Genomic DNA, 22939 nt, shown 5'->3' with positions numbered 1-22939 from the left:
GTTTGTATCTGGTTTAAATCCGACGCTATCGCTTCAGGATGTCAGCTATTTCGCCGGTGGAGAAGACGTGATGATTCGGATGTTCGCCAGCCTTGCGTTCGTCATGCTGTGGACGGTTTTCGCCCATGCGCAGCAGCCGGCGAATTCCCGCCTCGACGACATCATCAAGCGCGGCACGCTGCGGGTCGGCATGACCGGCGACTATCAGCCGTTCACCTATTTCGACAAGGCCACGTCGAAATTCCGCGGCTTCGACGTCGACATGGCGGAAGCGCTTGGCAAGGCGCTCGGCGTCAAGGTCGAGTTCGTTCAGACGGCGTGGCCGCAGCTGATGAAGGATTTCGAGGCCGACAATTTCGATATCGCGATGGGCGGCGTCTCGATCACGCTCGACCGCCAGAAGAAGGGAATGTTCTCGACGCCGATCATGCGCGAGGGCAAGACGCCGATCGCCCGCTGCGCCGACCAGGGCAAGTATGAAACCATCGCCGATATCGACAAGGCCGGCACCCGCGTCATCGTTAATCCCGGCGGCACCAACGAACGCTTCGCCAAGGCGAACATCAAGAACGCCGAGATCAAGACGTGGAACGACAACGTCACGATTTTCGACGAAATCGCCAAGGGCAACGCCGACCTGATGATGACCGACTCTTCGGAGACCCGTTACCAGCAGAAACAGCACCCGGGCGTGCTCTGCGCGGTGCATCCGGACAAGCCGTTCGACTTTGCCGAGAAGGCCTACTGGCTGCAGCGCGACGTCGCGCTGAAGGCCTTTGTCGATCAGTGGCTGCACATCGCCACCGAGGACGGCAGCTTCAGGAAAATCTATGCGGCCTGGTTCGATTGATTCCTGGCTGGACAAGCTAGTTTTCGCAGGAAATGACCGTCCATTGGGGGCTATTTAGACTGCCCAAACCGAATTTGAACCAAAGCCGCTAGTACACGACTTATACTTTGAAAGTGATCTGGATCACGTTGGGTGAAGCTATTGCTGCGTAATAGCTTCGGGGAATGGGGTTCCCTGCTCAGGAGGTCGCAACAATGAAGAAGTGTCTCGCTATCGCCGTGCTCTTGCTGGCGAGCAGCCTCACCACCGCGCAGGCCCAGTACACGTTCGAGTATGGCGGCCGCACCATCACCATCGATCCCGATCGAGGCACCGTTTCCATTCCCGGCGTCTACGATAATAGCGGCAAGAAGGCCAAGCGCTCGCGTGGCGAGGAAGGCGATCTTGATCGTCCGGGCAAGAAGGCGCCGCAGCAGGCGAAGTCCGCCCCGCAGGCCACACCAGAGACGGCGCCACCGCCGGCCGCGCCGGCACCGGCTGAGCAGACGGCTGCCCCCGCGGCGGCACCAGCGCCTGTTGCCCCTGCTCCGGCCGCTCCCGCTGCGACGACGACCACGCCATCGACCGCCACGGCGGCTGTTGCGCCGACTGATGCGGTTGCCCCTGCGCCAGCAGCGCCCGCTGCTCCTCAAGCCGCTGCGGCCCCGCCGCCAGCGGCTGCTCCCGTTGCCGCACCCGCGCCGCCGCAACAGAAACAGGCCGCCGCCCCGGCAACTTCGGCGCCTTCGCCCTCGAACTCACCGCTCGGCGTGTGGCTGACGGAGGAGAAGGAAGGCAAGGTGCGGATCGAACCGTGCGGCCCCAATCTCTGCGGCTATTCCGTCGACAAGAAGTCGAACCAGAACGGCGAGCAGGTTCTGATCAACATGAAACCCGGCAAGGACAAGTGGAGCGGCCGGATTTTCGATCCGAATACCGGCAGCACCTACGATTCGACGATCGCCCTCAAGGGCTCCGACAGTCTGCGCGTCCAGGGCTGCGCCTTCGGCGGCATGTTCTGTGGCGGCCAGACCTGGACCCGCGTCAACTGATCAGCACGCACCGCTGTGCAATCAACCGAAGCCCCGCCGCAACGCGGGGCTTTTCACTGAGCCCTGTCATCGTGTTCTGGCGCGTGATGACAGTCACTGTCGTCGTAGAACCGCTGTGAGAGCATGATCGTGTCCAAACCAAAGGGGCACGTCATGGTAAAGTCTCGGAAATCTGTAGTCGTCGCTTCGCTGCTTGCTGCACTGGGATTTGCAACACCATCCGCAGCCGCGACATTCGACGGCGCCTGGAATGTGCAGATTACCTCATCGAACGCCGCCTGCAGCAGCGGCGCGTCGGTCTCGATCGGAATCAGCAACGGCCAGGTCGCCTCGAACAGCGCGACTGTAACGGCGTCGGGTCGCGTTGCCGAGGCCGGCAACATCCATGTGACCCTTGCAAGCGGCATGAAACGCGCGGTCGGCTCCGGCGTTCTCGCGGGCACGTCAGGGTCGGGCACATGGCGCGCAGCCCTGTGCTCCGGCACCTGGACCGCGCAACGGATATGAAGCCGCCGGAACTCAGCCGACCTTCTCGGAGTACTCCGCGTCGGTCACGTGCTCCATCCAGGTGACATAGCTTCCGTCGAACGTTTCCTGCATGGCAATGTGCGTCATGCTGTTGGTTGGCGAGGCACCGTGCCAATGCTTCTCGCCCGGCGGAATCCAGACGACGTCGCCGGGCCGGATTTCGCGGATCGGCCCGCCCTTGGCCTGCACCCGGCCAACACCTGAGATCACGTACAGCGTCTGTCCCAGGGGATGCGTATGCCATGCCGTGCGCGCCCCCGGCTCGAACGAAACCCGCGTCGAGACCAGCCGCGCCGGCGACTCCGTTACGATGATCGGATCCTGCAGCACCGTGCCGGTGAAATAGTCCGGCGGCGCCCGGCGCGTCGGCCGGGAGCCCGCGAGATGGATATCCATGGAGTTGTCTCCCTTTTCCTCTGGCTATTTCTTGCTGGCTGCGTAGCGCGCCTTGGTCTCGGCGTTCATCGGATAGAGGCCGGGCAAGGCGGCGCCGTTATTCACCTCGTTGACGATCCAGGCTTCCATCCGCTCCTGCTCCGGCCCCTCGGCCAGCACATGGTCGAGCAGCGCCTGCGGGATCAGCACCGCGCCGTCCTGGTCGGCGACGACGATGTCGTTGGGAAATACCGCAACCCCGCCGCAGCCAATCGGCTCGCCCCAGCCGACGAAGGTCAGCCCGGCCACGGAAGGCGGCGCCGCGAAGCCATCGCACCACACGGGCAAATTGGTGCCGAGCACGCCTTCGACGTCGCGCACCACGCCATCGGTGATCAGTGCCGCAACGCCGCGCTTGACCATGCGCGCGCAGAGAATGTCGCCGAAGATGCCGGCATCGGCGACGCCCATGGCGTCGACCACGGCGATGCAGCCTTTCGGCATCGCTTCAATCGCGGTGCGGGTCGAAACCGGCGACGACCACGACTCGGGCGTTGCCAGATCCTCCCGCGCGGGCACGAAGCGCAGCGTAAAGGCCGGTCCGACCAGCCGCGGCTGTCCAGGCCGCAGCGGCTTGGTGCCGCGCATCCAGACGTTTCGCAGGCCCTTCTTGAGCAGCACGGTGGTGATGGTGGCGGTGGACACGCCGGAGAGGGTTGCGAGGGCTTCGGGGGACAGGGACATCTGGAATGCGGGCTCCGGAGGATGGGTGAAAGGTAGCGCATCTTGCGAAGCGCTGATGTCGCGTCAAGGGCTCGCGGAAAGCAGCGCGATCACAACATCTTATCATCGACATGCAGATTAATTTATTGAACTTACTGGCTGATTTCGCGCGAAGCGAATTCCACTGGCGCCCAAAACACGCTACAGGTTGAGGCGAGCATGATCCGGAAAAGTGGATACCGGTTTTCCGAAGAGATCATGCTCAAAACCAAAAGCCAAAGCTGCGAGACAGTTTAGAGGCCATGGCCGCGACGCTTCCCCCGCCCCGCCTTTTGCCGAGTGGCGACAGCGCCATCACGGTGGAATTCAGCCGCAACATCGACGATGCCGCCAACCGGCGGGTGCTGGCGCTCGACCGCGCTATGGCCGCTGAGCCGGTCACGGGTGTCACCGAGACCGTGCCGACCTATCGCTCGCTGCTGGTGCATTACGATCCCGAGCAAATCGATTTCGACAAGCTTGGCGAAAAGATTCTCGCGCTCGCGCAACGGCCGGTACCGGCAACGACAAAGACCCGGCGCTGGCGCATTCCGGTCGTTTATGGCGGCGAGCAAGGCATCGACCTCGAGGACGTCGCAAAAACCCTCAACACCACGCCCGACGAGATCGTGGCGCGGCATGTCGCCGGCGACTACCGGGTCGCGATGATCGGCTTTACGCCCGGCTGGTCCTATCTCAGCGGGCTTGCAGAGTCGCTGCACATGCCGCGGCGGCAGAATCCGCGCTTGCTGACGCCGGCCGGCACCATCTCGATCGGCGGGGTGCAGACCGGCATACAGTGCCTCGCCGGCCCGAGCGGCTGGCATCTTCTGGGACGGACGGCCGTCCGCACGTACCAGCTCCATCGCGATCCGATCTTCCTGCTGGAGCCGGGCGACAACGTCACCTTTACGGCGGTCGATGCCAAGACGTTCGCGGAGCAGGATCGCGCCGCCGAATCCGGCGAATTCATTGCCGAGCAGATCGCCTCATGAGCAAGCTCGTCATTGCATCGATCGGCCCGGCAAGTTCGGTACAGGACGGCGGACGTCCCGGCGCCCAGCGTTACGGCCTGGTGCCGAGCGGCGCAATGGATCGGCTGGCGCTGGCGGCCGCAAATACGCTGGTTGGCAACGAGCCATTCACGGCGGCTGTCGAAGTCGGTCCGTTCGGAGCAAAGTTCAACGCACGCGGCGGCGCGGTGCGCGTCGCGCTGGCGGGAGCCCCGCGCAATGCCGATATCGCCGGCCGCGCCATGGCGTCCGACACTTCCGCAACCCTCGCCGATGGCGAGACCCTGACGCTCGGCTTTGCCCGCGGCGGCTCGTTCAGCTATCTCGCGATCGAAGGCGGCATTGCCGGCGAGCCGATGTTCGGCAGCCTCGCCGTCAATGCACGCGCCGGCCTCGGCAGCCCCTATCCGCGCCCGCTGCAGGCCGGCGACGAACTGCAGACAAAGGCGGCAAGCGGTGCTCCCGAACAGCGGATCGAGCTGCCGGCAGCAACCGATGCGCCGATCCGCGTGGTCTGGGGTCCGCAGGATGACGAATTCGCCGACGAGACCAAGAAGCTGTTTGTCGACAGCGAATGGAAGATATCGGCGATCAGCGACCGCATGGGCTACCGGCTCGAAGGCCCCGTGCTTAGGCATCTCCACGGCCACAACATCGTTTCCGACGGCACCGTCAACGGCAGCCTGCAGGTGCCCGGCAATGGCCAGCCGATCGTGCTGATGCCGGACCGCGGCACCAGCGGCGGCTATCCCAAGATCGCGACCGTGATTTCCGCCGACCTCGGGCGGTTCGCGCAGATCCCCGCCGGGCGCGCCTTCCGCTTTCGGGCCGTCAGCATGGCGGAGGCGCAGGCCGAAGCGCGCAAATTTGCCGTGTTGCTGCGTACCCTGCCCGAGCGGCTGCGCGCCATCGAAGGCGTTGATCTCAACATCGATGCGCTGCACGATGCCAATGTCGCGGGCCACGCCGTCAGCGCAGTCGATGCCGGAACCTGGCACGCCGAATCTCTGGCCGACATAGCGGGCCCGGACTGATCGACCAATCCACTCACGAGAAGCGGACCAGCATCATGACATCAATCGACCTCAATTGCGATCTCGGCGAAGGATTTGGCGCGTGGGAAATGGGCAATGACGCCGCGATGATCGAGCTTGCGACATCGGTGAACGTCGCCTGCGGCTTTCATGCCGGCGACGCCGACATCATGCGCCGCACCGTTGAGCTGGCGAAAGCGCGCGGCGTCAGCGTCGGCGCGCACCCTGGATATCGCGACCTGCACGGCTTCGGCCGGCGGCCGATCCCAGGCTTGAAGTCGTCGGAGATCGAGAACCTGATCGCCTACCAGATCGGCGCGTTGCAGGCGATTGCGACCGCGGCCGGCCACAAGGTCACACATGTGAAGGCCCATGGCGCGCTCTCCAACGTCGCCTGCGAGGACGACATGACCGCAAAGGCCATCGCCAACGGCATCAAGGCCGTCGACCCCAGCCTGATTTTCGTGGTGCTCGCCAATTCCAAACTGGTGCAGGCCGGCGAAGCCGCCAATCTGCCGATGGTGCACGAGGTGTTTGCCGACCGCGCCTATGAGGACACTGGCTCGCTGGTGTCGCGCAAGAAGCCGGGCGCCGTGCTGCACGATGCGAAAGAAATCGCCGACCGCGTGGTGCGGATGGTGCAGGACGGGGCGGTCGTGTCGGTCTCCGGCAAGGTGATCAAGATGCGCACCGATACCGTATGCATTCACGGCGACACGCCGGGCGCGGTCGATATTGCGCGCGGCGTGCGTCAGGCGCTGAAGGATGCGGGGATTGCCGTCGCGCCGTTCAACGTGAGCCAACGCGTGAGTACATAAGTCCAGAAGCACGTCGGAAGTCCGCATCGACGCCTTACGGACCCATTTTGGAATCGCACATGATGCGAAAAGTCGCCGATAAGCGACATGTCGCGGCGCATCAAGTCCTCCAATAACGAGTTGGCTCAACCAAAGGGAGAGGATATCATTATCTGCTCCCTTGGACTAGCCGGCTTCCTTGGAGGGTCAAATGGTCTCCATGTATCTCCGCCGATTGGTATCGGCGACACCGGTCTTTGCACTAATTTTTTCAACAAATGCGACGCAAGCTCAGCAAACCAGCGGCGCGATAACGCTGTTCAACAATGTCAGGGTATTCGACGGCAAGGGCACATCATTGTCCGAACCAAACAACGTGTTGGTTCGAGGCAACCTGATCGAAAGAATTTCCCCGACTCCGATTCCAATCGATCGAAGCGCAACCACCACGATCGTCGATGGAGGCGGCCGCACGCTGATGCCCGGCCTGATCGACAATCATTGGCACGCGATGCTGGCGCGGGCGACGCCGTTACAGGCCTTCGGTGACGTCGGTTTCAACAATCTCAATGCTGGCGACGAAGCGACGGACACTTTGATGCGCGGCTTCACCACCGTTCGCGACGTGGGCGGGCCGGTGTTCGGTCTCAAGAGCGCCATTGATGAGGGTATCGTCAAAGGCCCGCGCATCTATCCCTCCGGCGCCATGATCACCGTCACGAGCGGGCACGGAGACTTCCGCCAGTTAACCGATCTGCCACGGACGATCGGCGGCATGCTGACCCGCATGGAGCAGGTCGGTGGCGCCATAGTTGCTGATAGCCCCGACGAGGTGCGCGTGCGCGCGCGCGAACAGCTCATGCAGGGCGCCTCCCAGGTCAAGTTGACGGCGGGCGGCGGCGTGTCGTCCCCCTTCAGTCCGATCGACGTGACCACCTTCACCGAGGTCGAACTGCGCGCCGCGGTTGAAGCGGCCGAGAATTGGGGCACGTACGTCGTCGCACATGCCTTTACACCGGCTGCGATTCGGGGGGCTATTGCGGCTGGCGTAAAGTGTATCGAACACGGCTTCCTGATGGACGAGGCAACCGCCAAACTGATCGCCGAGAAGGGCGTTTGGCTGAGCATGCAGCCGCTCCCCGAGGACTTGAGGCTGGGCTTTCCGGTGGGTTCCGTCCAGCGAGCCAAGGCGGATGAGGTCTGGCCCGGCATTGCCAGGTCCTACGAGTTGGCGAAGAAGCACAAGATCAAGACGGCGTGGGGCACCGATGTGCTGTTCTCCCGCGCGCTGGCGCAGCAACAAGGGGCAATTCTGGCCTCGCTTGCCCGTTGGTACACCCCCGCTGAAGCGCTGGTCATGGCGACATCGACAAACGCCGAACTGCTGGCGCTATCCGGCAAGCGCAATCCCTATCCGGGAAAACTCGGCGTGGTGGAACAGGGTGCACTCGCGGATTTGCTGCTCATCGACGGAAATCCGCTGGACAACATCAACCTGATTGCCGACCCCGCCAACAACTTCAAGATCATCATGAAGGACGGCAAAATCTACAAAAACACGCTGACCAAGTGAGGACTTGTCAACGCATCCGCACAGGCCAGCCGGCGAGCGCCCGGGGGGGCAATTTTAGAACGGATGAACCGAGAGCGTGCCGAACACGATGGCGGCGATGAGCGCGAAGGCACTGTAGAGCGCGGCGGTATGCAGGCCGGTGCCGGTACGGCGGGACACCGAGCGTGCGTAAAGGTGCAGGCGGGCTTCCGCCGATAATTCGCGCATGGTCGATCTCCAACGCAGCATGGACTGCATATGGAATATCGTTGGCGCTCCGATGCAAGATATCCGCCGAAATAGCGATACGGGCGCTCCGGCACCCTCCATTTCGAGGGGAAAATTCCCCTCCTCCCGACCAGAGCGAGAATTTTATTCGGGCCGATTTGAGCCAGTTGGAACCCGGAATTAGTAAACGTCCTGCTGGAACCGGCCTTTCTTCTTGAGTTCCGCAACGAAGCTGACGGCCTCGTCGGTAGTCCGGGCGCCGAACTGGGCGACGATATCGACCAGCGCGCGCTCGACGTCCTTGGCCATCCGCTTGGCGTCGCCGCAGACATAGATGTTGGCGCCCTCGGCGAGCCAGGTCCACAATTCGCGGCCGACCTCGCGCATGCGATCCTGCACGTAGAACTTCTTGTCGCCGTCGCGCGACCACGCCAGCGACAGCCGCGTCAGCAGGCCCGACGTCTTCAGCGCGTTGAGTTCGTCGGCGTAGAAGAAATCGCAGTCGCTGCGCTGATGGCCGAAGAACAGCCAGTTCTTGCCGGGCGCGCCGGTGGCGCGACGATCGAGCAGGAAGGCGCGGAACGGCGCCACGCCCGTGCCGGGCCCGATCATGATGATCGGCGTTTTGGGATCCTGCGGCAGCGCGAAGCCGTGGGCCTTCTGCACATAGACCTTGAGCTCATCGCCGGGATTGATGCGTTCGGCGAGGAAGGTCGAAGCTAACCCTAAGCGTTTGCGCTTGTTGATCACGTAGCGCACGCAGTCGACCGTCAGCGACAACTTTCCGGGCGTCGCATTGTGCGACGACGAGATCGAATAGAGCCGCGGCTGCAGCGGCTCGAGCGCTTCGACAAAGGCCTCGGGGTGCGGGCGCACGCCGGAGAATTTCTGCAGCACCGCCATCACGTCAAGCGTTGCCGCGTCGCCATCGGGGTCCTCGCCCTGCGCCAGCGCCCTCGCCTTCTCGCGCGTGGCGCCGCCGGTGATGAAGGAGATCAGCTCGAACAGCGAGTCCGGTGCCGGCGAGAGCGAGACGTCGTCGATCAGGACTTCGCGCAGCGTCTTGCCGTTCACCTTGGTGGTGTGGGAGGCGCCGAGCAGCGCGATGATCTGGTCCACCAGCCCGACATCGTTGCGCGCGAAAATGCCGAAGGAATCGCCCACGACGTAGTCAAGGCCGCAGCCGGACAGATCGAACTCGATATGCCAGGTTTCCTTTTCCGAACCCTTCTTGTTCAGGAGGCGACGTGACAGGAAGGTCGCAGCGATCGGATTGTCCCGCGAGCGTCCAGGCTCCGCCACGACCGCAGGCGCAGCCGGTGCCGGCGCCGATGACGGCGCGGCCGGCGTCTTGTCGATCTCCTCATAGAGCGATTTCAGCATCCGGGCGGTTTCCTTGCCGCCGGGGACGCAGAGGTTGAGCCGCGCTTCGCTCTTGCTCGCAATCGCTTCCGAATAATTGTGGCAATCGTAGCCGCACTGGCCGCAATCCTGCTGCGCCATCGCCGCCATAAAACGCCGCCGCAGCGGGCGGCCCTCCGCAAGCTTCATCCGATCGGCGATCGGCATCGTCTGGTCGTGCCACGGCGCTTCGCCGTCATCGCCATCGCCAGCTGCGCCTTGCATGACGGCCGCGCCCTGCTCCGCCGATAGCGGCGTCGGGGCATCCGACAGCAATCCGGCAAAGAACCCGTTCAGCCAGGAGCGCTGCGCCTCGGAGAACGGCGCGCTCGAGGGAATGATCTCGATCTTCGGCGGGGGCGTGATCTGGTTCATAAGGACACCTGAGTTTCAGCGACTTGGGCGTCGGCAAGCTTGCGCAGCGTCTCGCCGTCATGGCGGCGCGCAAACGTCAGGAAGGTTTCTTGCGGAGAGGAGCGATGCGCGAGATAGGCCTTCAGCAATCTCTCGACCGTCTGCGGCGCGTCTTCCGCCTTGAGGTCGTGATAGACCTCCTGCCCGACATCGGCGTCCGGACCAAAGCCGCCGCCGGTGAACAAGTGATAGCCCTCGACGGGATCGACATCCTCGCCGACATCCACCTTCGCGGCGATCAGCCCGATATCGCTGATGTAGTGCTGTGCGCAGGAATGATGGCAGCCGGTGACATGGATATTGAGCGGCGTGTCGATGTTGACGCGCGGCTCGCACCAGTCGCCGATCTCGGCGGCATGGCGCTTGGTATTCGACGCCGCAAACCGGCAGCCGGCATTGCCGGTGCAGGCGATCAGCCCAGCACGGATTTGCGAGGCTTCGACTGCAAGCCCGATCTTCCTGATCGCGGCGATCGCAAGTTCGACATTCGCGTCGCTCACGCCCGGGATCAGCAGGTTCTGCCAGACCGTCAGCCTGATATCGCCGTCGCCGAGATCCTGCGCGATCCTGGCCAGCCCGCGCATCTGATCGCAGGTTACTTTTCCGAGCGGCAATGAGACGCCGATCCAGTTCAACCCTTCCTGCTTCTGCTTGTGCACACCGATATGCGCCATGCGATCGAAGGCCGGCCGCGGGGACAGCGCTTCCGGCGGCACGCGGGTGAAGGGTTGGCCGAGCCGCTCTTCGACGAGGGCGAGGAACTTGTCGTGGCCCATCCCGTCGAGCACATATTTCAGCCGCGCCTTGTTGCGGTTGGTGCGGTCGCCGAGATCGATGAAGATGCGGACGATGGCGTCCGACACTTTGGTCGCATCGGCCGGCTTGACGATGATGTCGCCATATTTGGCGAAATCCTTATGCCCGGTGATGCCGCCGAGCCCCAGTCGAAACCAGACGCCGGGCTCGACACCAAAAGCGTCCTTCACCTCGACCGCGGAAAACGCGATGTCGTTGGTATCCTCCAGCACGGCGATCTTGCCGGCGCCGTCGAAGGCGACGTTGAACTTGCGCGGCAACCCATACAGAGAGCGATCATTGAGGATGTGATAGTGCCACTCCCGCGCATATTCGCGGGTGTCCAACAGTTCCTGCGGATCGATCCCGGCCGTCGGCGTGCCCGTGACGTTGCGGATGTTGTCGGCACCGGTACCGCGCGAGCACAGCCCGAGATCCTGGATGCCTTCAATCAACGCCACCGCGTGCTTCGGCGGAATCTCGCGCACCTGCAAGTTCGCCCGCGTGGTGACGTGGCAAAACGGTCCGCACAGTTTTTCGGCGAGATCGGCCAGGCCCGCAAACTGCCAGTGCTTCAGGATGCCGTTCGGGATCCGTAAGCGGCACATGTAGGAATCCTGCGCCGGCGCCACATAGAACAGGCCGTAATAGCGCCAGCGGAAATTGTCTGCAGGATTCGGCGGCGCATTGTCGAGCGCCTGCTGCTTCAGCCGCGGATAGGCATCGAACGGATGCTCCTCGCGCTTGAATTTTTCCTGGTCGGCGAGCTTCTTGCCGGCGGCTGTGACCTTGTCCTGCGCCTTGATGTGCGCGGCATCCGGTCCGATCGGTTCCGCATTCGCCTTGCCGGCGTTACCGCCGCCGAGGCCGCGCCCCACCCGGCTGATCTGCAGCCCGGTGGTAAAGCCTTCAAGGTAGCGCTTCTGCTCGTCGGTAAAATCGACTGTGAGCGTTTCGATCTTCATGGTGCGCGACGAAGCTCCTGCGGCCACGAGGGGTGGCGTCAACGAAGTTGCGGGCGACCGCCCTGAAACAAGCTTGCCCTTGTGGGCCGGGCCTGGATTGAGCGGTCCGACCAGCTTCGTTGCTGCGGAAATCCATCTTGGACATAGGCCAGCAGGCATCTACGACGACCGGCCGCACTGCAACATACAAGTTGCGTGCCACACCCAGTCATACTAAATATTGTTTTATTTCAAATAGTTCCGAACCTAGCTTCAAACTATGAAGCTTGCTTCACTGCTGCCCTTGAAGCAGATAGTCCAAAATTTAGGCACCGTGGATAGGTGCCTAATATTTCTTCAGTAAAGAGTCCTGTCAGGGCTTCCAGTGGCCGATCTGAAATGCCGCCAGATGGCCTGCGATGTCGGCGGGATCGAATGCAGGACCGGCAAAGGCGCCGATGGCGTCGGAAGCGCCGGGGGGCTTGCCCTGTTGCCCCATGGCGGCGTCGTAGAGGTCCGGCCTGAAGACCCCCATGGCGGTTTGGAGCGCGTCCGGCCGCATCGCCGTCTGGCCCCAGCGCACCATCTGCGCGTAAAGCCAGGCGGCCTGCGCGGGATCGGGACGGCCCGCGCCCTCGCGCCCGACCAGAAGGTAGCGGCCGCTCTCGCGCCGCTGGCCATCGGGTGAAATCTTCAGCCGGCCGTCGAGGGTGCGCTGGATCACCTCGGCGCCGACGCCGATCCGGTCGGGCCGCGCCAGGACATGCGCGGTCTCGGCGCGGTTACCGGGATCCTCGATGTATTCGGCGGCGCGGGAAGCCGCCCGGACCAGGGCAGCCAGCACGTCCGCATTCTTTTCCGACCAGCTTTGCCTGACCGCGAGAACCTTCTCTGCCGCGCGCACCAGGATGTCCGAGACGAAATGCAGGATGTGGCCGACGCCGAGATCGACCGCGACCGAGTTCCAGGGCGCGCCGACGCAGAACGCATCGACATGACCATTGGCGAGGCTGTCCACCATGTAGGGCGGCGGCAGCACCACCAGGCGAACGTCCTCGTCGGGATCGACCCCGCCTGCCGCCATCCAGAACCGAAGCTGGTAGTTGTGGGTGGAGAACGGGAACGTCATGCCAAACGTCAGCGGTTCCGCGCCACTCTTGCGCCTGCTGGCCACGACACGCGCGAGCGCCAGTGCGGTGGCCATGGGATCGACGGCATCGCCCTCGAGCTCGCCCATGATTGCCGCATGCAGCGCCGGCGATACCGTGATCGCGTTACCGTTGAGGCCCAGATTGAATGGCGCCACAATTGGCACCTTGACGTGTCCAAGCCCGAGACTCGACGCAATCGCTACCGGCGCCAGCAAATGCGCCGCGTCGAACAGGCCGATATTGAGCTTGTCGCGGACATTGGACCACGACACTTCCCGCACCAGCTTGACGTCGAGCCCTTCGGCCGCCGCAAAGCCCTTGTCGACGGCGATGATCAGTGCGGCGGCGTCAACCAGCGGTATGAAGCCGATATGCAGCGGTGTCGTCATTTCAGCAACTCCGAAGCGGTCAGGATCGACTGCGCGATCTCGCCGATCTTCTTTTTCTCGCGCATCGCCGTGGAGCGCATGAGTACATAGGCCTCGTCTTCGGTGAGGCCCTTCACCTTCATCAGGATTCCCTTGGCACGGTCAATCACCTTGCGTTCCTCAAGCGCGGACTTGGTGCGGTCGAGCTCGTCCTGCAGCTTCGAGAAGGCGTTGAAGCGGGAGATGCAGAGATCGAGGATCGGCTTGATCCGCTCCTTCTTCAGGCCATCGACGATATAGGCGGAAACGCCGGCATCGACGGAGGCCTGAATCGAGGCCGCATCGCTCTGGTCGACGAACATGGCAATCGGCCGCCGCACCGCGCGGCTGACCTGGAACATCTGTTCCAGCACGTCGCGGCTGGGGTTCTCCAGATCGATCAGGATGACATCGGGGTCGAGTGCATAGATCCGCGCCAGCAGGCTCTGCATTTCGCTGATATGCACGACGCCGGTAAAGCCCGCCTCCCGCAGCCCCTCTTCCAGGATTGCGGCCCGGATCGGGCTTTCGTCGACAATGACGATTTTCGGCGACGATTCAGCGCTCATCGATCAACTCTTAACCCGATCGGGCATCCATAGCACGGAAGAAGCCCGCGCAAAGCCTTGTAATTGTGGGCCATTGGGACTAGTTCGTGCGCATCAATCAGGCAGATTAAATATGCAACAGGCCGCCGCGCCCAAAGTCAGCTTTGTTTCGCTTGGGTGCCCCAAGGCGCTGGTGGATTCCGAGCGCATCATCACCCGGCTGCGCGCCGAAGGCTATGAGCTGGCCCGCAAGCATGACGGCGCCGACATCGTCATCGTCAACACCTGCGGCTTCCTCGACAGCGCCAAGCAGGAATCGCTCGGCGCCATCGGCGAGGCGATGGCCGAGAACGGCAAGGTCATCGTCACCGGCTGCATGGGCGCGGAACCGGAGCAGATTGAGGCGGCGTATCCCGGCGTGTTGTCGATCACGGGCCCGCAGCAATATGAGAGCGTGTTGGAAGCGGTGCACCGGGCCCTGCCGCCGGTTCACAATCCGCATCTCGATCTGGTGCCGCCGCAGGGCGTCAAGCTGACGCCGCGGCACTACGCTTATCTGAAGATTTCCGAAGGCTGCAACAATCGCTGCAGCTTCTGCATCATTCCAAAATTGCGCGGCGACCTGGTGTCGCGTCCGGCCAACGACGTGCTGCGCGAGGCGGAAAAGCTGGTCAGTGCCGGCGTCAAGGAATTGCTCGTCATCTCGCAGGACACGTCGGCCTATGGCGTCGATATCAAATATGCCGACAGCCCGTGGAAGGACCGCCAGGTCCGCGCCAGATTCTTCGACCTCGCGAAAGAACTCGGCGACCTCGGCGCCTGGGTGCGGCTGCAATATGTCTACCCCTACCCGCATGTCGACGAAGTCATCGGCCTGATGACCGAGGGCAAGATCCTGCCCTATCTCGATATTCCCTTTCAGCATGCAAGCCCGGACGTCCTCCGCGCCATGAAGCGTCCCGCCGCGCAGGAAAAGACGCTGGCGCGGATCCAGAAGTGGCGCGCGGAATGTCCTGACCTGACGCTGCGCTCGACCTTCATCGTCGGCTTTCCCGGCGAGACCGATTCCGATTTCGCCTATCTGCTCGACTGGCTCGAAGAGGCCGAGATCGATCGTCTCGGCGCCTTCAAATACGAGCCGGTGGCGGGTGCGGCTTCCAACGCCATCGGCAACGCCGTGCCCGACGAAATCAAGCAGGAGCGCTGGAACGCGCTGATGGCGCGGCAGCAGAAAATCTCTGCACGGCGTCTGAAGCGCAAGGTCGGCACCAGGCAGCAGATCATCATCGACGAGGTCGGGCCGACGGTCGCAAAGGGCCGCTCAAAGGCCGATGCGCCGCAGATCGACGGCGCGGTCTATCTCTCCAGCCGCCGCCCGCTGAAGGTCGGCGAGATCGTCACCGCGAAGATCGAACGCGCCGATCAATACGACCTGCACGGCAGCGTCGCCGGGTTCTGATGCATCCGCTCCATGTCCACGTCCGTCAGGACGATGCAGGCACCTTATGGACGATCGCCTCGTCGCGAACGCGATGAATTCCGGCACCGATGGATATTTGCCGCGATGGACCGGCTGCCCTTGGCGAACGATCGGTCCGGCCGGTTCAATTCGCCTCGCGGGATTTCCGAGGCATCCGTCGGGCTTTTGATCCAGCTCAATGCCCGCACGACATGTGCAGGGCAACGCTCGGCCGGTCGACGCCAGACCGACGAACTCGCGCCTCTGAAAATTCAGCGACGGTTGGCGCGACGCGCGGCGCAAGCCCATCAGACACCCGCCCCCTCATCATGACAACTTCATGTTGTCATGCCCCATTCATGGACTCGCCCTATGGCTGGCTCGCATTCAACCTGGAGAGGGAATGATGAGCCGTTTTTCTGAAACACTGCGATCGCAGCGGTGGGACGACTACCGCTACTACCATCAAAGCCGGATTAATCAGACGCTACACCTGATCAGCGCCATCATATTCCTTGGCTGCTATGTGCTGCTGTCCACCGATGCCGCGCTGGCCGGCCTCGTCGGCTGGCTCGCGATGTTGACGCGGCAGACCGGACACTTCTTCTTCGAGCCGAACGGCTACGACGACGTCAACGAGGTCACCAACGAATACAAGGAGGCGGTCAAGGTCGGTTACAATCAGCAGCGCAAGATCGTCTTGCTGGTCGTCTGGGGCCTTGCCCCCCTCACGCTGTTCGTGTTCCCGACCTTGTTCGGCGTGTTTGCGCCACCAACTGATCGGCTCGACTTTATTCGTCATGTCGGAGCGGTCTGGCTCGTGATTGGCATTGGAGGCGGGCTGTTTCGCATGATCCAGCTGTTCATCGTTCGCGATGTGCCGACGGGGCTGATATGGGGCTGGAAGGTCCTGACGGATCCGTTTCACAACGTTGCGCTGTACTACAAGTCGCCGCTCGCCTTGCTGCGCGGCGAACTGATCGATGCATCCATCGCCGACGCGCATTGGGGCGAGAAGGATTCCGAGGAGGTGCCGCGCGCGACCTGACGAGCCGGTAGGGGCGGTGCCGTCAAGCGTACCGTCTTGACATCCACTGCCATCAGGCTGTATGGGCCATCGCCATGAAACTGAACCGGACCAACCGCCGCGCCTGCCTGCGTCGTCGCTCCAGCGACGATGGGTTGCGCCGTGTCCGACGACAACGCTGATCAACTAGTTCAGCCACGTTTTCGAGAAGGCCGCACCCTCAAAAGTGCGGCCTTCTTGCGTTTCGGCCTGCCCTTTCATCCCAGCACCACCCAGAGGAGATCGACATGACTGACGCCACCCATCCGTTCGACGCGCTGATGGAGATTACCGCTCGCCCGCCGGTGGTATTCGTCCGCGGTGCGGGCTCCTACCTCTGGGACGACTCCCGCAAGCGCTATCTCGACTTCGTGCAGGGCTGGGCCGTCAACGCGCTCGGCCATTCGCCGCCTGCCGTTGCGGAAGCGCTTGCCGCACAGGCCAACCGGCTGCTGACGCCAAGTCCCGCCTTCTACAACGGTCCGAGCCTCAAGCTGGCGCAGGGGTTGGTCGAAAAAAGCTGCTTCGATCAGGTTTTCTTCGCCAATTCCGGTGCGGAGGCCAATGAGGGCGCCATCAAGCTCGCGCGGAAATACGGCGCGAAATACAAGAACGGCGCGTTCGAAATCATTACCTTCGAGGGCGGCTTTCACGGCCGCACGCTCGCCACCATGTCGGCATCGGGCAAAAAGGCGTTCGAGCCGCTGTTCGAGCCGAAAGTATCAGGCTTCCGGAAAGCGCGGCTCAACGACCTCGATTCCGTGAAGGCGCTGATCTCGGACAACACGGTCGCCGTGATGCTGGAGCCGATCCAGGGCGAAGCCGGCGTGTGGCCGGCGACCGATCAATTCTTGAAGGAGCTGCGCGCGCTGACCAAGGAGCACGGCCTGCTGCTGATCGTCGACGAGATCCAGACCGGCATGGGCCGGACCGGAAAACTGTTCCACTACGAACATGCCGGCATCGAGCCCGACATCATGACGCTCGGCAAGGGCATCGGCGGCGGCGTGCCGCTGGCTGCCCTGCTCGCGACCAAGCATGCGTCCTGCTTCGAACACGGCGATCAGGGCGGCACCTTCAACGGCAATCCGCTGATGTGCGCCGCAGGGCTTGCGGTGCTCGAGCAGGTTTCCAAGCCGGAATTTTTGAAAGCTGTGGCGAACGCCGGCCTGTTCCTGGAAAGCGAGTTGCAGAAACTGTCGGCGCGGCATGGTCTTGGCGAGGTGCGCGGCCGCGGCCTGTTGCTCGCGCTCGATCTCAAGCTGCCAATCGGCGCCACGATCGTGGCCGAGGCGCTGGCGGACGGCGTGCTCATCAACTCGCCGCAGCCCGATGCGCTGCGCTTCATGCCGGCGCTCAACGTCACGCGCGCGGAGATATCGCTGATGATCGATTGCCTTGATGCGATTTTGGTCAAGGCGGGTGCGGCACGAAGAGTAGCGTGACCATTTCGATCGTCGTTCCGGGGCACGCGTAGCGTGAACCTCAGATGCGCAATTGCGCATCGGGGAACCTCGAGATTCCGGGTTCGATGCTGCGCATCGCCCCGGAATGACGAAGGACCCTACGGCCTCAAAATCGCCGCTCCCGTGGTCGCCCTGCTCTCGAGCTCTGTATGCGCCTTGGCGGCATCCTTCAGCGCATAGGCGTGGTTGATCGGCACGTGGAGCTTGCCGTTGATGACGGCGGCGAACAGCGTGTCGGCGCCTTCGAGCAGTTCCTTGCGGGTAGAGACGTAGTCGTTGAGCTTCGGCCGGGTCGCAAACAGCGAGCCGTGATTGTTGAGCTCGGAGAGCGGAAATGGCGGCACCGGGCCGGAGGCGTTGCCAAAGCTCACGAACAGGCCGCGTGGCCGCAGGCACGACAGCGAGCCCGGGAACGTGGTCTTGCCGACGCCGTCATAGACGACGTCGCAGAGTTCGTTGCGGCTGATCTGTTTGACCCGTGCGACAAAATCTTCCTCATTGTAGAGGATGACGTGGTCGCAACCATTGGAGAGCGCGAGATCGGCCTTCGCCTTGGAGCCGACGGTGCCGATCACATGCGCGCCGAGCGCCTTTGCCCACTGGCAGGCGAGTAGCCCGATGCCGCCCGCGGCGGCATGGATCAGCACGCGGTGGCCGGGTTCGACCTTGAAGGTCTTGTGCAGGAGGTACCAGACCGTCAGCCCCTTGAGCATCAGGACGGCGCCCTGCTCGTAGGTGATGTGGTCGGGCAGCTTGACCAGCTTGTCCGCCGGGATCACCCGCTCGCTGGCGTAGCCGCCGAGCGTGAAGTAGTAGGCAACGCGGTCGCCGGGATGAAAATTGGTGACGCCCGGGCCGACGGCCACGACCTCGCCAGCGGCTTCGTTGCCCGCGATGAACGGCAGCCCCGGCGCCTTGTAGAGGCCAGTGCGGAAGTAGACGTCGATGAAATTCACGCCGACGGCATGCTGACGGATGCGGACCTCGCCCGGTCCCGGTGCCGGCACGTCCACGTCCTCATACACCAGGGCTTCCGGACCCCCCACTTTGTGCACGCGCACAGCCTTGGTCATGACAGTCTCTCCCTCGGTATTTACTCAGGCGCCCAACTTGGATGCGAAACGAAAGCCATCGCCGCCGCCTTGTCAACTGATCGGCCCAAACCGGCTATTCGGCGACCTTCCGGCGGTTGCGCCTGGCGAGCACATTGAACAGTTCGACGGCCGCCGAGAACGTAATGGCAAAGTAGATATAGCCGCGCGGGATGTGGAATTTGAATCCGTCCGCCACCAGCGCCACGCCGATCAGCACCAGGAACGCCAAGGCCAGCATCTTGGTGGTTGGATGATCAGCCACGAACTTCGCCACCGGCCCCGATGAAACGTACATGATCACGCAGGCGATCACCACCGCCGCGATCATGATTTCCAGATCCTGCGCCATGCCGATCGCCGTGATGATGGAATCCAGCGAAAACACCATGTCGATGACGATGATCTGCATGATCGCCCAGAAGAACACGCTGGCCTTGGATTCGGTGTCGGGCTCGCCATGGCTCGCCTCGACTTCGGCATGAATTTCATGCGTTGCCTTCGCGATCAGGAAGGCGCCGCCGCCTATCAGGATGATATCGCGCCATGACAGATCGACGCTTCGCACGGTAAAGACGGGCTCCGTCAGGCCGATCAGCCACACCAGCACGCTGAGCAGCACGATGCGGAACACCAGCGCCAGCAGCAGGCCGATCTGGCGCGCGCGCTTGGCCTGCGCGGGCGGGATGCGTGAGACAATCACCGAAATGAAAATGACATTGTCGATGCCGAGCACGATTTCCAGCGCCGTCAATGTCAGCAGCGCCGCCCAGGCTTCCGGGCTCGTCAATAATTCCATCATGCCTTGAACGACTTTATTCGCCGGATCACTGCGTCACTTCCAATTATGTAGGCCGCGATAGCGCACAACCCGGCGACGATCGGAGCGCCCACGTCGAAATCGCGGGCGAGCGTATATATCGCAAGCACTGCTCCGATGGCCATCAGCCAAAGGGTCAACCAGCGCAGACGCACCACCCGGATCGGGTGCAGCACATGAAACGGCGCGAATGTCAGCGCAATTAGGACCGCGATACCGAGGCTGGAAAGCGCCGGCGGCAAGTGCAGCAAGAACAAATAAAACGCTGCCACATTCCATAGCGCCGGAAAGCCGCGGAAATGATTGTCCGACGCCTTCATGCGCCGGTCCGCAAAATAGAGCGCGCCCGACACCACGATGCCGATGCCGAGCAGCGGCGCCGCCACCGGCAGCAGCATGCCGCTCGCGGTGATGGCATAGGCCGGCACGAAGACGTAGGTCACGAAATCGACGACGAGATCGAGCACCTCGCCCGACCAGTTCGGCTGCAGCCGTACGACATCCAGCCGGCGCGCCAGCGGGCCGTCGATCGCATCGATGATCAGGGCGACGCCAAGCCAGCCGAACATGTTGGCCCAGTGTTCACGCACGGCCTCCAGCATGGCCAGCAACGCAACGCCCGCGCCCATCGCCGTTAAGATATGCACGGCGAATGCTGCGGCCCGCGTTCGGCTGGTCGTGGGTGCGGAATCTGGTTCGGTGGTCTGGTCCATTGCTCAGGCAGTGCTATCAGGAATCGCTCCGATTTGCATATCGGCGCTTGCGGCGTTCCGCCGCGCGATTGGGCGGAAACATTTCGGCCAGTTGATGGCTTGAAAATGCCGGTCCGAACGTCAATTGTCCCAGTATGAATAATGCATCGCAAGTTTATGACGCCGCCGTGATCGGTGGCGGTCCGGCGGGGTTGACCGCGGCCATCGCGCTGGCCGCAACCGGCGCGAGAACCGCCCTGCTCGCCCGCCGCGTCCCCTATGCCGACAACCGCACCACGGCGCTGTTGGGGGCTTCCACCGATCTGCTCGAACGTCTGGACGTCTGGTCCCGCTGCCAGGACAAGGCCGCCGCCTTGCGGACCATGCGCCTCGTCGACGACACCGGCCGGCTGATCCGCGCGCCCGAGGTGCGCTTCACCTCGGACGAGATCGGTCTCGAACAGTTCGGCTACAACATCGACAACCGCTCGCTGATGGTCGCCCTCGAAGAGCGCGCCGCCGGGCTTTCGAACCTGACCCGATTTGACGATGAGGCGGCCACGATCGACCCGCAGGATGCAACCGTCATCATCCATACCAGCAAGGGCGAGCAGCTTGCCGCGCGGCTGGTGATCGGCGCCGACGGGCGGCAATCGCCGTCCCGCGAGGCGGCCGGAATCGGGATAAGCCGCCGCGACCTGCATCAGTCGGCGCTGACGTTCAACATCACCCATTCGCGGTCCCACAACGGCATCTCCACCGAATTTCACACCGCGCAAGGTCCGTGCGTATTCGTGCCCCTGCCCGGCAACCGCTGCAGCGTGGTGTGGGTCGCGGCGACCAGGGAAGCCGAGCGGCTGATGTCGCTCGGCGACGACGAATTGTCGGAGGCTGCGGAAAGGCAGTCGCACTCCATCCTCGGCCGCGTCCAGGTTGAAGCCGGGCGCAACCTGTTTCCGCTGACGATCGAGCGTCCCGACCAGTTCGCCAGTCATCGTGTCGCACTGGTCGGCGAATCCGCCCATGTGGTGCCGCCGATCGGCGCCCAGGGCCTCAACATGGGATTGCGCGATGCGGCCGATATCGCCGACATCGCAGGCAATGCAATCTCGCTCGGGGAGGATCCGGGATCGCCGGCGGTGCTGGCGCGTTATCAGTCCGCCCGCCGCGCCGACGTCGCGAGCCGGCTGATTGCCATCGATGTTGCCAACCGTTCCTTGCTCAGCGATTTCCTGGGCATGCAATCGCTGCGCGCGGCCGGCATGCACCTGCTTGGTTCGTTCGGCCCGTTGCGGCGGCTCGCGATGCGCGAGGGGCTGGCGCCGACCTGGAAGCGCGTCAGCTGACCGTACTACCGTAGCCCGGGCGAGCGAAGCGACCCCGGGGACCGGTCCCGCATATCGCTCCGCTCATGCGGGCTACGCTCATCGCGCCGTGACGTGATTTTCTACTTTGCATGGGGTTGTTTTCGAGATTTTGTATCTCGCGACCCGCGGCACGCCTTACGGAAACACCAGCCGCCCGCTCTGGATGAACCACATCACGCTGGTCAGCGTGACCACGGAGGCGAAGGTCCCGATCAGGACGGCCACCGAGGCCGGCTCGATCCAGGTATTGTTCTGCCGGGCGATCACGAACACGTTCAGCGCCGGCGGCAGCGCTGCCATCAGGACGGCGGTCGCCGCCCAGGGCTGCGCGAACGGGCCGAACAGCAGCATCAAGCCGAACACGATGAGCGGATGGACCAGCAGCTTGATCGCGATCACGCCCGGCACTTCCCAGGGCACGCGATCGAACGGGCGCAGCGCCACGGTGACGCCGAGCACGAACAGCGCGGTCGGCGCGGCCGCATTTTGCAGAAACAATAGCGTCTTGCCGATCGCGACCGGCAGTTGAATATGCAGCGCCGCCGCCAGCGCGCCTGCGACAGCCGACATGATCAGCGGGTTCAGCGCGATCTGCCGCACTGCTACGCCAATGGCGTGCAGCATCGAGGGATGCTCGCGATCGGTCAGTGCGATCAGGAGCGGTACGATCGAGAACAGGAATATGCTGTCGCAGCAGAAGATCAGGGCCGTCGGCGCCGCAGCCTTGCTGCCGAGCACCGCCAGCGCCAGCCCGGGTCCCATATAGCCGATATTGCCGTAAGCACCGGCAAGGCCCGCCATGGTGGCCTTGCGCAGCGACAATTCGCCGATGAAGCGGCCCGTCACCATCGCGATCACGAACGCGCTCATGGTCGCAAGCGTGGTCGCGATCAGGAATGGCGGGTTGTTGAGTTCGGAAAACGGCGTCTCGGACATGATGCCGAACAGCAACGCCGGCAGAGAAACGTAGAGCAGGAAGAAGTTCATCCAGGCGAGACCGGCTTCCGGCAGCCCCCTGGTCTTGCCGCAGGCAAAGCCGATGAAGATCAGGCCGAAATAGGGAAGCGCGAGGTTGAGGATATCGACCATCTCGAAAACGTCTTTTCGTCAGTAATTTCGGGGGCATGGCGCCGGACGTGGCCACCACA

Annotated in this window: 22 protein-coding genes; 11 read left to right on the top strand and 11 right to left on the bottom strand. The window is 63.3% G+C overall.

Going from position 1 to position 22939, the window contains the following annotated elements; translation table 11 throughout:
• Nucleotides 1-70 precede the first annotated feature (70 nt).
• From JQ624_RS24210 to JQ624_RS24200, 3 genes are all read left to right on the top strand, one after another.
• A complete protein-coding gene (locus tag JQ624_RS24210; RefSeq protein WP_249130040.1) occupies nucleotides 71-850 on the top strand; it encodes a transporter substrate-binding domain-containing protein in 780 nt (259 codons plus the stop codon).
• Nucleotides 851-1044: 194 nt separating this feature from the next.
• Nucleotides 1045-1881: a DUF2147 domain-containing protein gene (locus JQ624_RS24205; protein ID WP_212421422.1), complete on the top strand. Its 837-nt coding sequence runs from the start codon at nucleotides 1045-1047 to the stop codon at nucleotides 1879-1881.
• A gap of 153 nt (nucleotides 1882-2034) precedes the next feature.
• Nucleotides 2035-2388, top strand: coding sequence for a hypothetical protein (locus JQ624_RS24200; protein WP_212421421.1), 354 nt, complete (start codon nucleotides 2035-2037; stop codon nucleotides 2386-2388).
• A 12-nt stretch (nucleotides 2389-2400) separates the two neighbouring features.
• Here the strand turns inward: JQ624_RS24200 and JQ624_RS24195 are convergent, their stop codons facing one another.
• Complete coding sequence (locus JQ624_RS24195; RefSeq protein ID WP_212421420.1) at nucleotides 2401-2805, bottom strand: cupin domain-containing protein; 405 nt, start codon at nucleotides 2803-2805, stop codon at nucleotides 2401-2403.
• A 24-nt stretch (nucleotides 2806-2829) separates the two neighbouring features.
• Entirely contained in the window at nucleotides 2830-3528 is a 699-nt protein-coding gene (locus JQ624_RS24190) for a ribonuclease activity regulator RraA (protein ID WP_212421419.1), read from the bottom strand.
• 281 nt (nucleotides 3529-3809) lie between these two features.
• On the opposite strand from JQ624_RS24190, the gene pxpB reads away from it, so the two are divergent.
• The 4 genes from pxpB to JQ624_RS24170 all read left to right on the top strand — a co-directional run bounded on the left by pxpB (nucleotide 3810) and on the right by JQ624_RS24170 (nucleotide 7963).
• Entirely contained in the window at nucleotides 3810-4541 is a 732-nt protein-coding gene (gene pxpB, locus JQ624_RS24185) for a 5-oxoprolinase subunit PxpB (RefSeq protein WP_212421418.1), read from the top strand.
• The gene (locus tag JQ624_RS24180) at nucleotides 4538-5593 is read left to right on the top strand and encodes a biotin-dependent carboxyltransferase family protein (RefSeq protein WP_212421417.1); all 1056 of its coding nucleotides are present in this window, start codon (nucleotides 4538-4540) and stop codon (nucleotides 5591-5593) included. Before pxpB ends, JQ624_RS24180 begins: the two co-directional genes overlap by 4 nt.
• Nucleotides 5594-5628: 35 nt before the next feature.
• Complete coding sequence (locus tag JQ624_RS24175; RefSeq protein ID WP_212421416.1) at nucleotides 5629-6411, top strand: LamB/YcsF family protein; 783 nt, start codon at nucleotides 5629-5631, stop codon at nucleotides 6409-6411.
• 190 nt (nucleotides 6412-6601) lie between these two features.
• Nucleotides 6602-7963, top strand: a complete 1362-nt coding sequence (locus tag JQ624_RS24170; RefSeq protein WP_212421415.1) for an amidohydrolase family protein — start codon at nucleotides 6602-6604, stop codon at nucleotides 7961-7963.
• A 54-nt stretch (nucleotides 7964-8017) separates the two neighbouring features.
• Here the strand turns inward: JQ624_RS24170 and JQ624_RS24165 are convergent, their stop codons facing one another.
• The 5 genes from JQ624_RS24165 to JQ624_RS24145 form a co-directional block, all read right to left on the bottom strand.
• Nucleotides 8018-8170, bottom strand: coding sequence for a hypothetical protein (locus tag JQ624_RS24165; RefSeq protein ID WP_212421414.1), 153 nt, complete (start codon nucleotides 8168-8170; stop codon nucleotides 8018-8020).
• A gap of 180 nt (nucleotides 8171-8350) precedes the next feature.
• Nucleotides 8351-9946 carry a sulfite reductase subunit alpha gene (locus tag JQ624_RS24160; RefSeq protein ID WP_212421413.1) on the bottom strand — a complete coding sequence of 532 codons (1596 nt, stop codon included), beginning with the start codon at nucleotides 9944-9946 and terminating at the stop codon, nucleotides 8351-8353.
• Nucleotides 9943-11745, bottom strand: coding sequence for a NirA family protein (locus tag JQ624_RS24155; RefSeq protein ID WP_212421412.1), 1803 nt, complete (start codon nucleotides 11743-11745; stop codon nucleotides 9943-9945). Before JQ624_RS24155 ends, JQ624_RS24160 begins: the two co-directional genes overlap by 4 nt.
• Nucleotides 11746-12097: 352 nt before the next feature.
• Nucleotides 12098-13264: a CmpA/NrtA family ABC transporter substrate-binding protein gene (locus JQ624_RS24150; RefSeq protein ID WP_212421411.1), complete on the bottom strand. Its 1167-nt coding sequence runs from the start codon at nucleotides 13262-13264 to the stop codon at nucleotides 12098-12100.
• Nucleotides 13261-13851, bottom strand: a complete 591-nt coding sequence (locus JQ624_RS24145) for an ANTAR domain-containing response regulator (RefSeq protein ID WP_057852587.1) — start codon at nucleotides 13849-13851, stop codon at nucleotides 13261-13263. The genes JQ624_RS24150 and JQ624_RS24145 overlap by 4 nt, the downstream gene beginning before the upstream one ends.
• A 112-nt stretch (nucleotides 13852-13963) precedes the next feature.
• Here JQ624_RS24145 and rimO point away from each other — a divergent pair, with 112 nt between their 5' ends.
• The 3 genes from rimO (at nucleotide 13964) to JQ624_RS24130 (ending at nucleotide 17800) form a co-directional block, all read left to right on the top strand.
• A complete protein-coding gene (rimO, locus tag JQ624_RS24140; protein ID WP_212421410.1) occupies nucleotides 13964-15289 on the top strand; it encodes a 30S ribosomal protein S12 methylthiotransferase RimO in 1326 nt (441 codons plus the stop codon).
• Nucleotides 15290-15695: 406 nt separating this feature from the next.
• Complete coding sequence (locus JQ624_RS24135; protein ID WP_212421409.1) at nucleotides 15696-16337, top strand: hypothetical protein; 642 nt, start codon at nucleotides 15696-15698, stop codon at nucleotides 16335-16337.
• Nucleotides 16338-16603: 266 nt separating this feature from the next.
• On the top strand, nucleotides 16604-17800 hold the full coding sequence (locus JQ624_RS24130) for an acetylornithine transaminase (protein ID WP_212421408.1): 1197 nt from the start codon (nucleotides 16604-16606) through the stop codon (nucleotides 17798-17800).
• Nucleotides 17801-17919: 119 nt separating this feature from the next.
• Here the strand turns inward: JQ624_RS24130 and JQ624_RS24125 are convergent, their stop codons facing one another.
• The 3 genes from JQ624_RS24125 to pcsA form a co-directional block, all read right to left on the bottom strand.
• Entirely contained in the window at nucleotides 17920-18894 is a 975-nt protein-coding gene (locus JQ624_RS24125) for a quinone oxidoreductase (RefSeq protein ID WP_212421407.1), read from the bottom strand.
• A gap of 94 nt (nucleotides 18895-18988) precedes the next feature.
• Nucleotides 18989-19714: a TerC family protein gene (locus JQ624_RS24120; protein ID WP_212421406.1), complete on the bottom strand. Its 726-nt coding sequence runs from the start codon at nucleotides 19712-19714 to the stop codon at nucleotides 18989-18991.
• Entirely contained in the window at nucleotides 19711-20445 is a 735-nt protein-coding gene (gene pcsA, locus JQ624_RS24115; RefSeq protein WP_212421405.1) for a phosphatidylcholine synthase, read from the bottom strand. The genes JQ624_RS24120 and pcsA overlap by 4 nt, the downstream gene beginning before the upstream one ends.
• Nucleotides 20446-20579: 134 nt before the next feature.
• Between pcsA and JQ624_RS24110 the strand changes: the two genes are divergently transcribed.
• Nucleotides 20580-21770, top strand: a complete 1191-nt coding sequence (locus tag JQ624_RS24110; protein ID WP_212421404.1) for a UbiH/UbiF family hydroxylase — start codon at nucleotides 20580-20582, stop codon at nucleotides 21768-21770.
• Between the two features lie 156 nt (nucleotides 21771-21926).
• Here JQ624_RS24110 and JQ624_RS24105 read toward each other — a convergent pair whose 3' ends face one another.
• On the bottom strand, nucleotides 21927-22880 hold the full coding sequence (locus JQ624_RS24105; RefSeq protein ID WP_212421403.1) for an AEC family transporter: 954 nt from the start codon (nucleotides 22878-22880) through the stop codon (nucleotides 21927-21929).
• Nucleotides 22881-22939 lie beyond the last annotated feature (59 nt).

The sequence above is a fragment of the Bradyrhizobium sp. AUGA SZCCT0283 genome (assembly GCF_018130385.1).
In the GTDB taxonomy this organism is placed as follows: domain Bacteria; phylum Pseudomonadota; class Alphaproteobacteria; order Rhizobiales; family Xanthobacteraceae; genus Bradyrhizobium.
This window is presented reverse-complemented; position numbering and strand designations above follow the sequence as displayed.

Bases quoted from the DNA above. Each gene is read 5' to 3' on its own strand.
- JQ624_RS24210 (WP_249130040.1), top strand. From the start codon at position 71: ATGATTCGGATGTTCGCCAGCCTTGCGTTCGTCATGCTGTGGACGGTT.
- JQ624_RS24205 (WP_212421422.1), top strand. From the start codon at position 1,045: ATGAAGAAGTGTCTCGCTATCGCCGTGCTCTTGCTGGCGAGCAGCCTC.
- JQ624_RS24200 (WP_212421421.1), top strand. From the start codon at position 2,035: ATGGTAAAGTCTCGGAAATCTGTAGTCGTCGCTTCGCTGCTTGCTGCA.
- JQ624_RS24195 (WP_212421420.1), bottom strand. From the start codon at position 2,805: ATGGATATCCATCTCGCGGGCTCCCGGCCGACGCGCCGGGCGCCGCCG.
- JQ624_RS24190 (WP_212421419.1), bottom strand. From the start codon at position 3,528: ATGTCCCTGTCCCCCGAAGCCCTCGCAACCCTCTCCGGCGTGTCCACC.
- pxpB (WP_212421418.1), top strand. From the start codon at position 3,810: ATGGCCGCGACGCTTCCCCCGCCCCGCCTTTTGCCGAGTGGCGACAGC.
- JQ624_RS24180 (WP_212421417.1), top strand. From the start codon at position 4,538: ATGAGCAAGCTCGTCATTGCATCGATCGGCCCGGCAAGTTCGGTACAG.
- JQ624_RS24175 (WP_212421416.1), top strand. From the start codon at position 5,629: ATGACATCAATCGACCTCAATTGCGATCTCGGCGAAGGATTTGGCGCG.
- JQ624_RS24170 (WP_212421415.1), top strand. From the start codon at position 6,602: ATGGTCTCCATGTATCTCCGCCGATTGGTATCGGCGACACCGGTCTTT.
- JQ624_RS24165 (WP_212421414.1), bottom strand. From the start codon at position 8,170: ATGCGCGAATTATCGGCGGAAGCCCGCCTGCACCTTTACGCACGCTCG.
- JQ624_RS24160 (WP_212421413.1), bottom strand. From the start codon at position 9,946: ATGAACCAGATCACGCCCCCGCCGAAGATCGAGATCATTCCCTCGAGC.
- JQ624_RS24155 (WP_212421412.1), bottom strand. From the start codon at position 11,745: ATGAAGATCGAAACGCTCACAGTCGATTTTACCGACGAGCAGAAGCGC.
- JQ624_RS24150 (WP_212421411.1), bottom strand. From the start codon at position 13,264: ATGACGACACCGCTGCATATCGGCTTCATACCGCTGGTTGACGCCGCC.
- JQ624_RS24145 (WP_057852587.1), bottom strand. From the start codon at position 13,851: ATGAGCGCTGAATCGTCGCCGAAAATCGTCATTGTCGACGAAAGCCCG.
- rimO (WP_212421410.1), top strand. From the start codon at position 13,964: ATGCAACAGGCCGCCGCGCCCAAAGTCAGCTTTGTTTCGCTTGGGTGC.
- JQ624_RS24135 (WP_212421409.1), top strand. From the start codon at position 15,696: ATGAGCCGTTTTTCTGAAACACTGCGATCGCAGCGGTGGGACGACTAC.
- JQ624_RS24130 (WP_212421408.1), top strand. From the start codon at position 16,604: ATGACTGACGCCACCCATCCGTTCGACGCGCTGATGGAGATTACCGCT.
- JQ624_RS24125 (WP_212421407.1), bottom strand. From the start codon at position 18,894: ATGACCAAGGCTGTGCGCGTGCACAAAGTGGGGGGTCCGGAAGCCCTG.
- JQ624_RS24120 (WP_212421406.1), bottom strand. From the start codon at position 19,714: ATGATGGAATTATTGACGAGCCCGGAAGCCTGGGCGGCGCTGCTGACA.
- pcsA (WP_212421405.1), bottom strand. From the start codon at position 20,445: ATGGACCAGACCACCGAACCAGATTCCGCACCCACGACCAGCCGAACG.
- JQ624_RS24110 (WP_212421404.1), top strand. From the start codon at position 20,580: ATGAATAATGCATCGCAAGTTTATGACGCCGCCGTGATCGGTGGCGGT.
- JQ624_RS24105 (WP_212421403.1), bottom strand. From the start codon at position 22,880: ATGGTCGATATCCTCAACCTCGCGCTTCCCTATTTCGGCCTGATCTTC.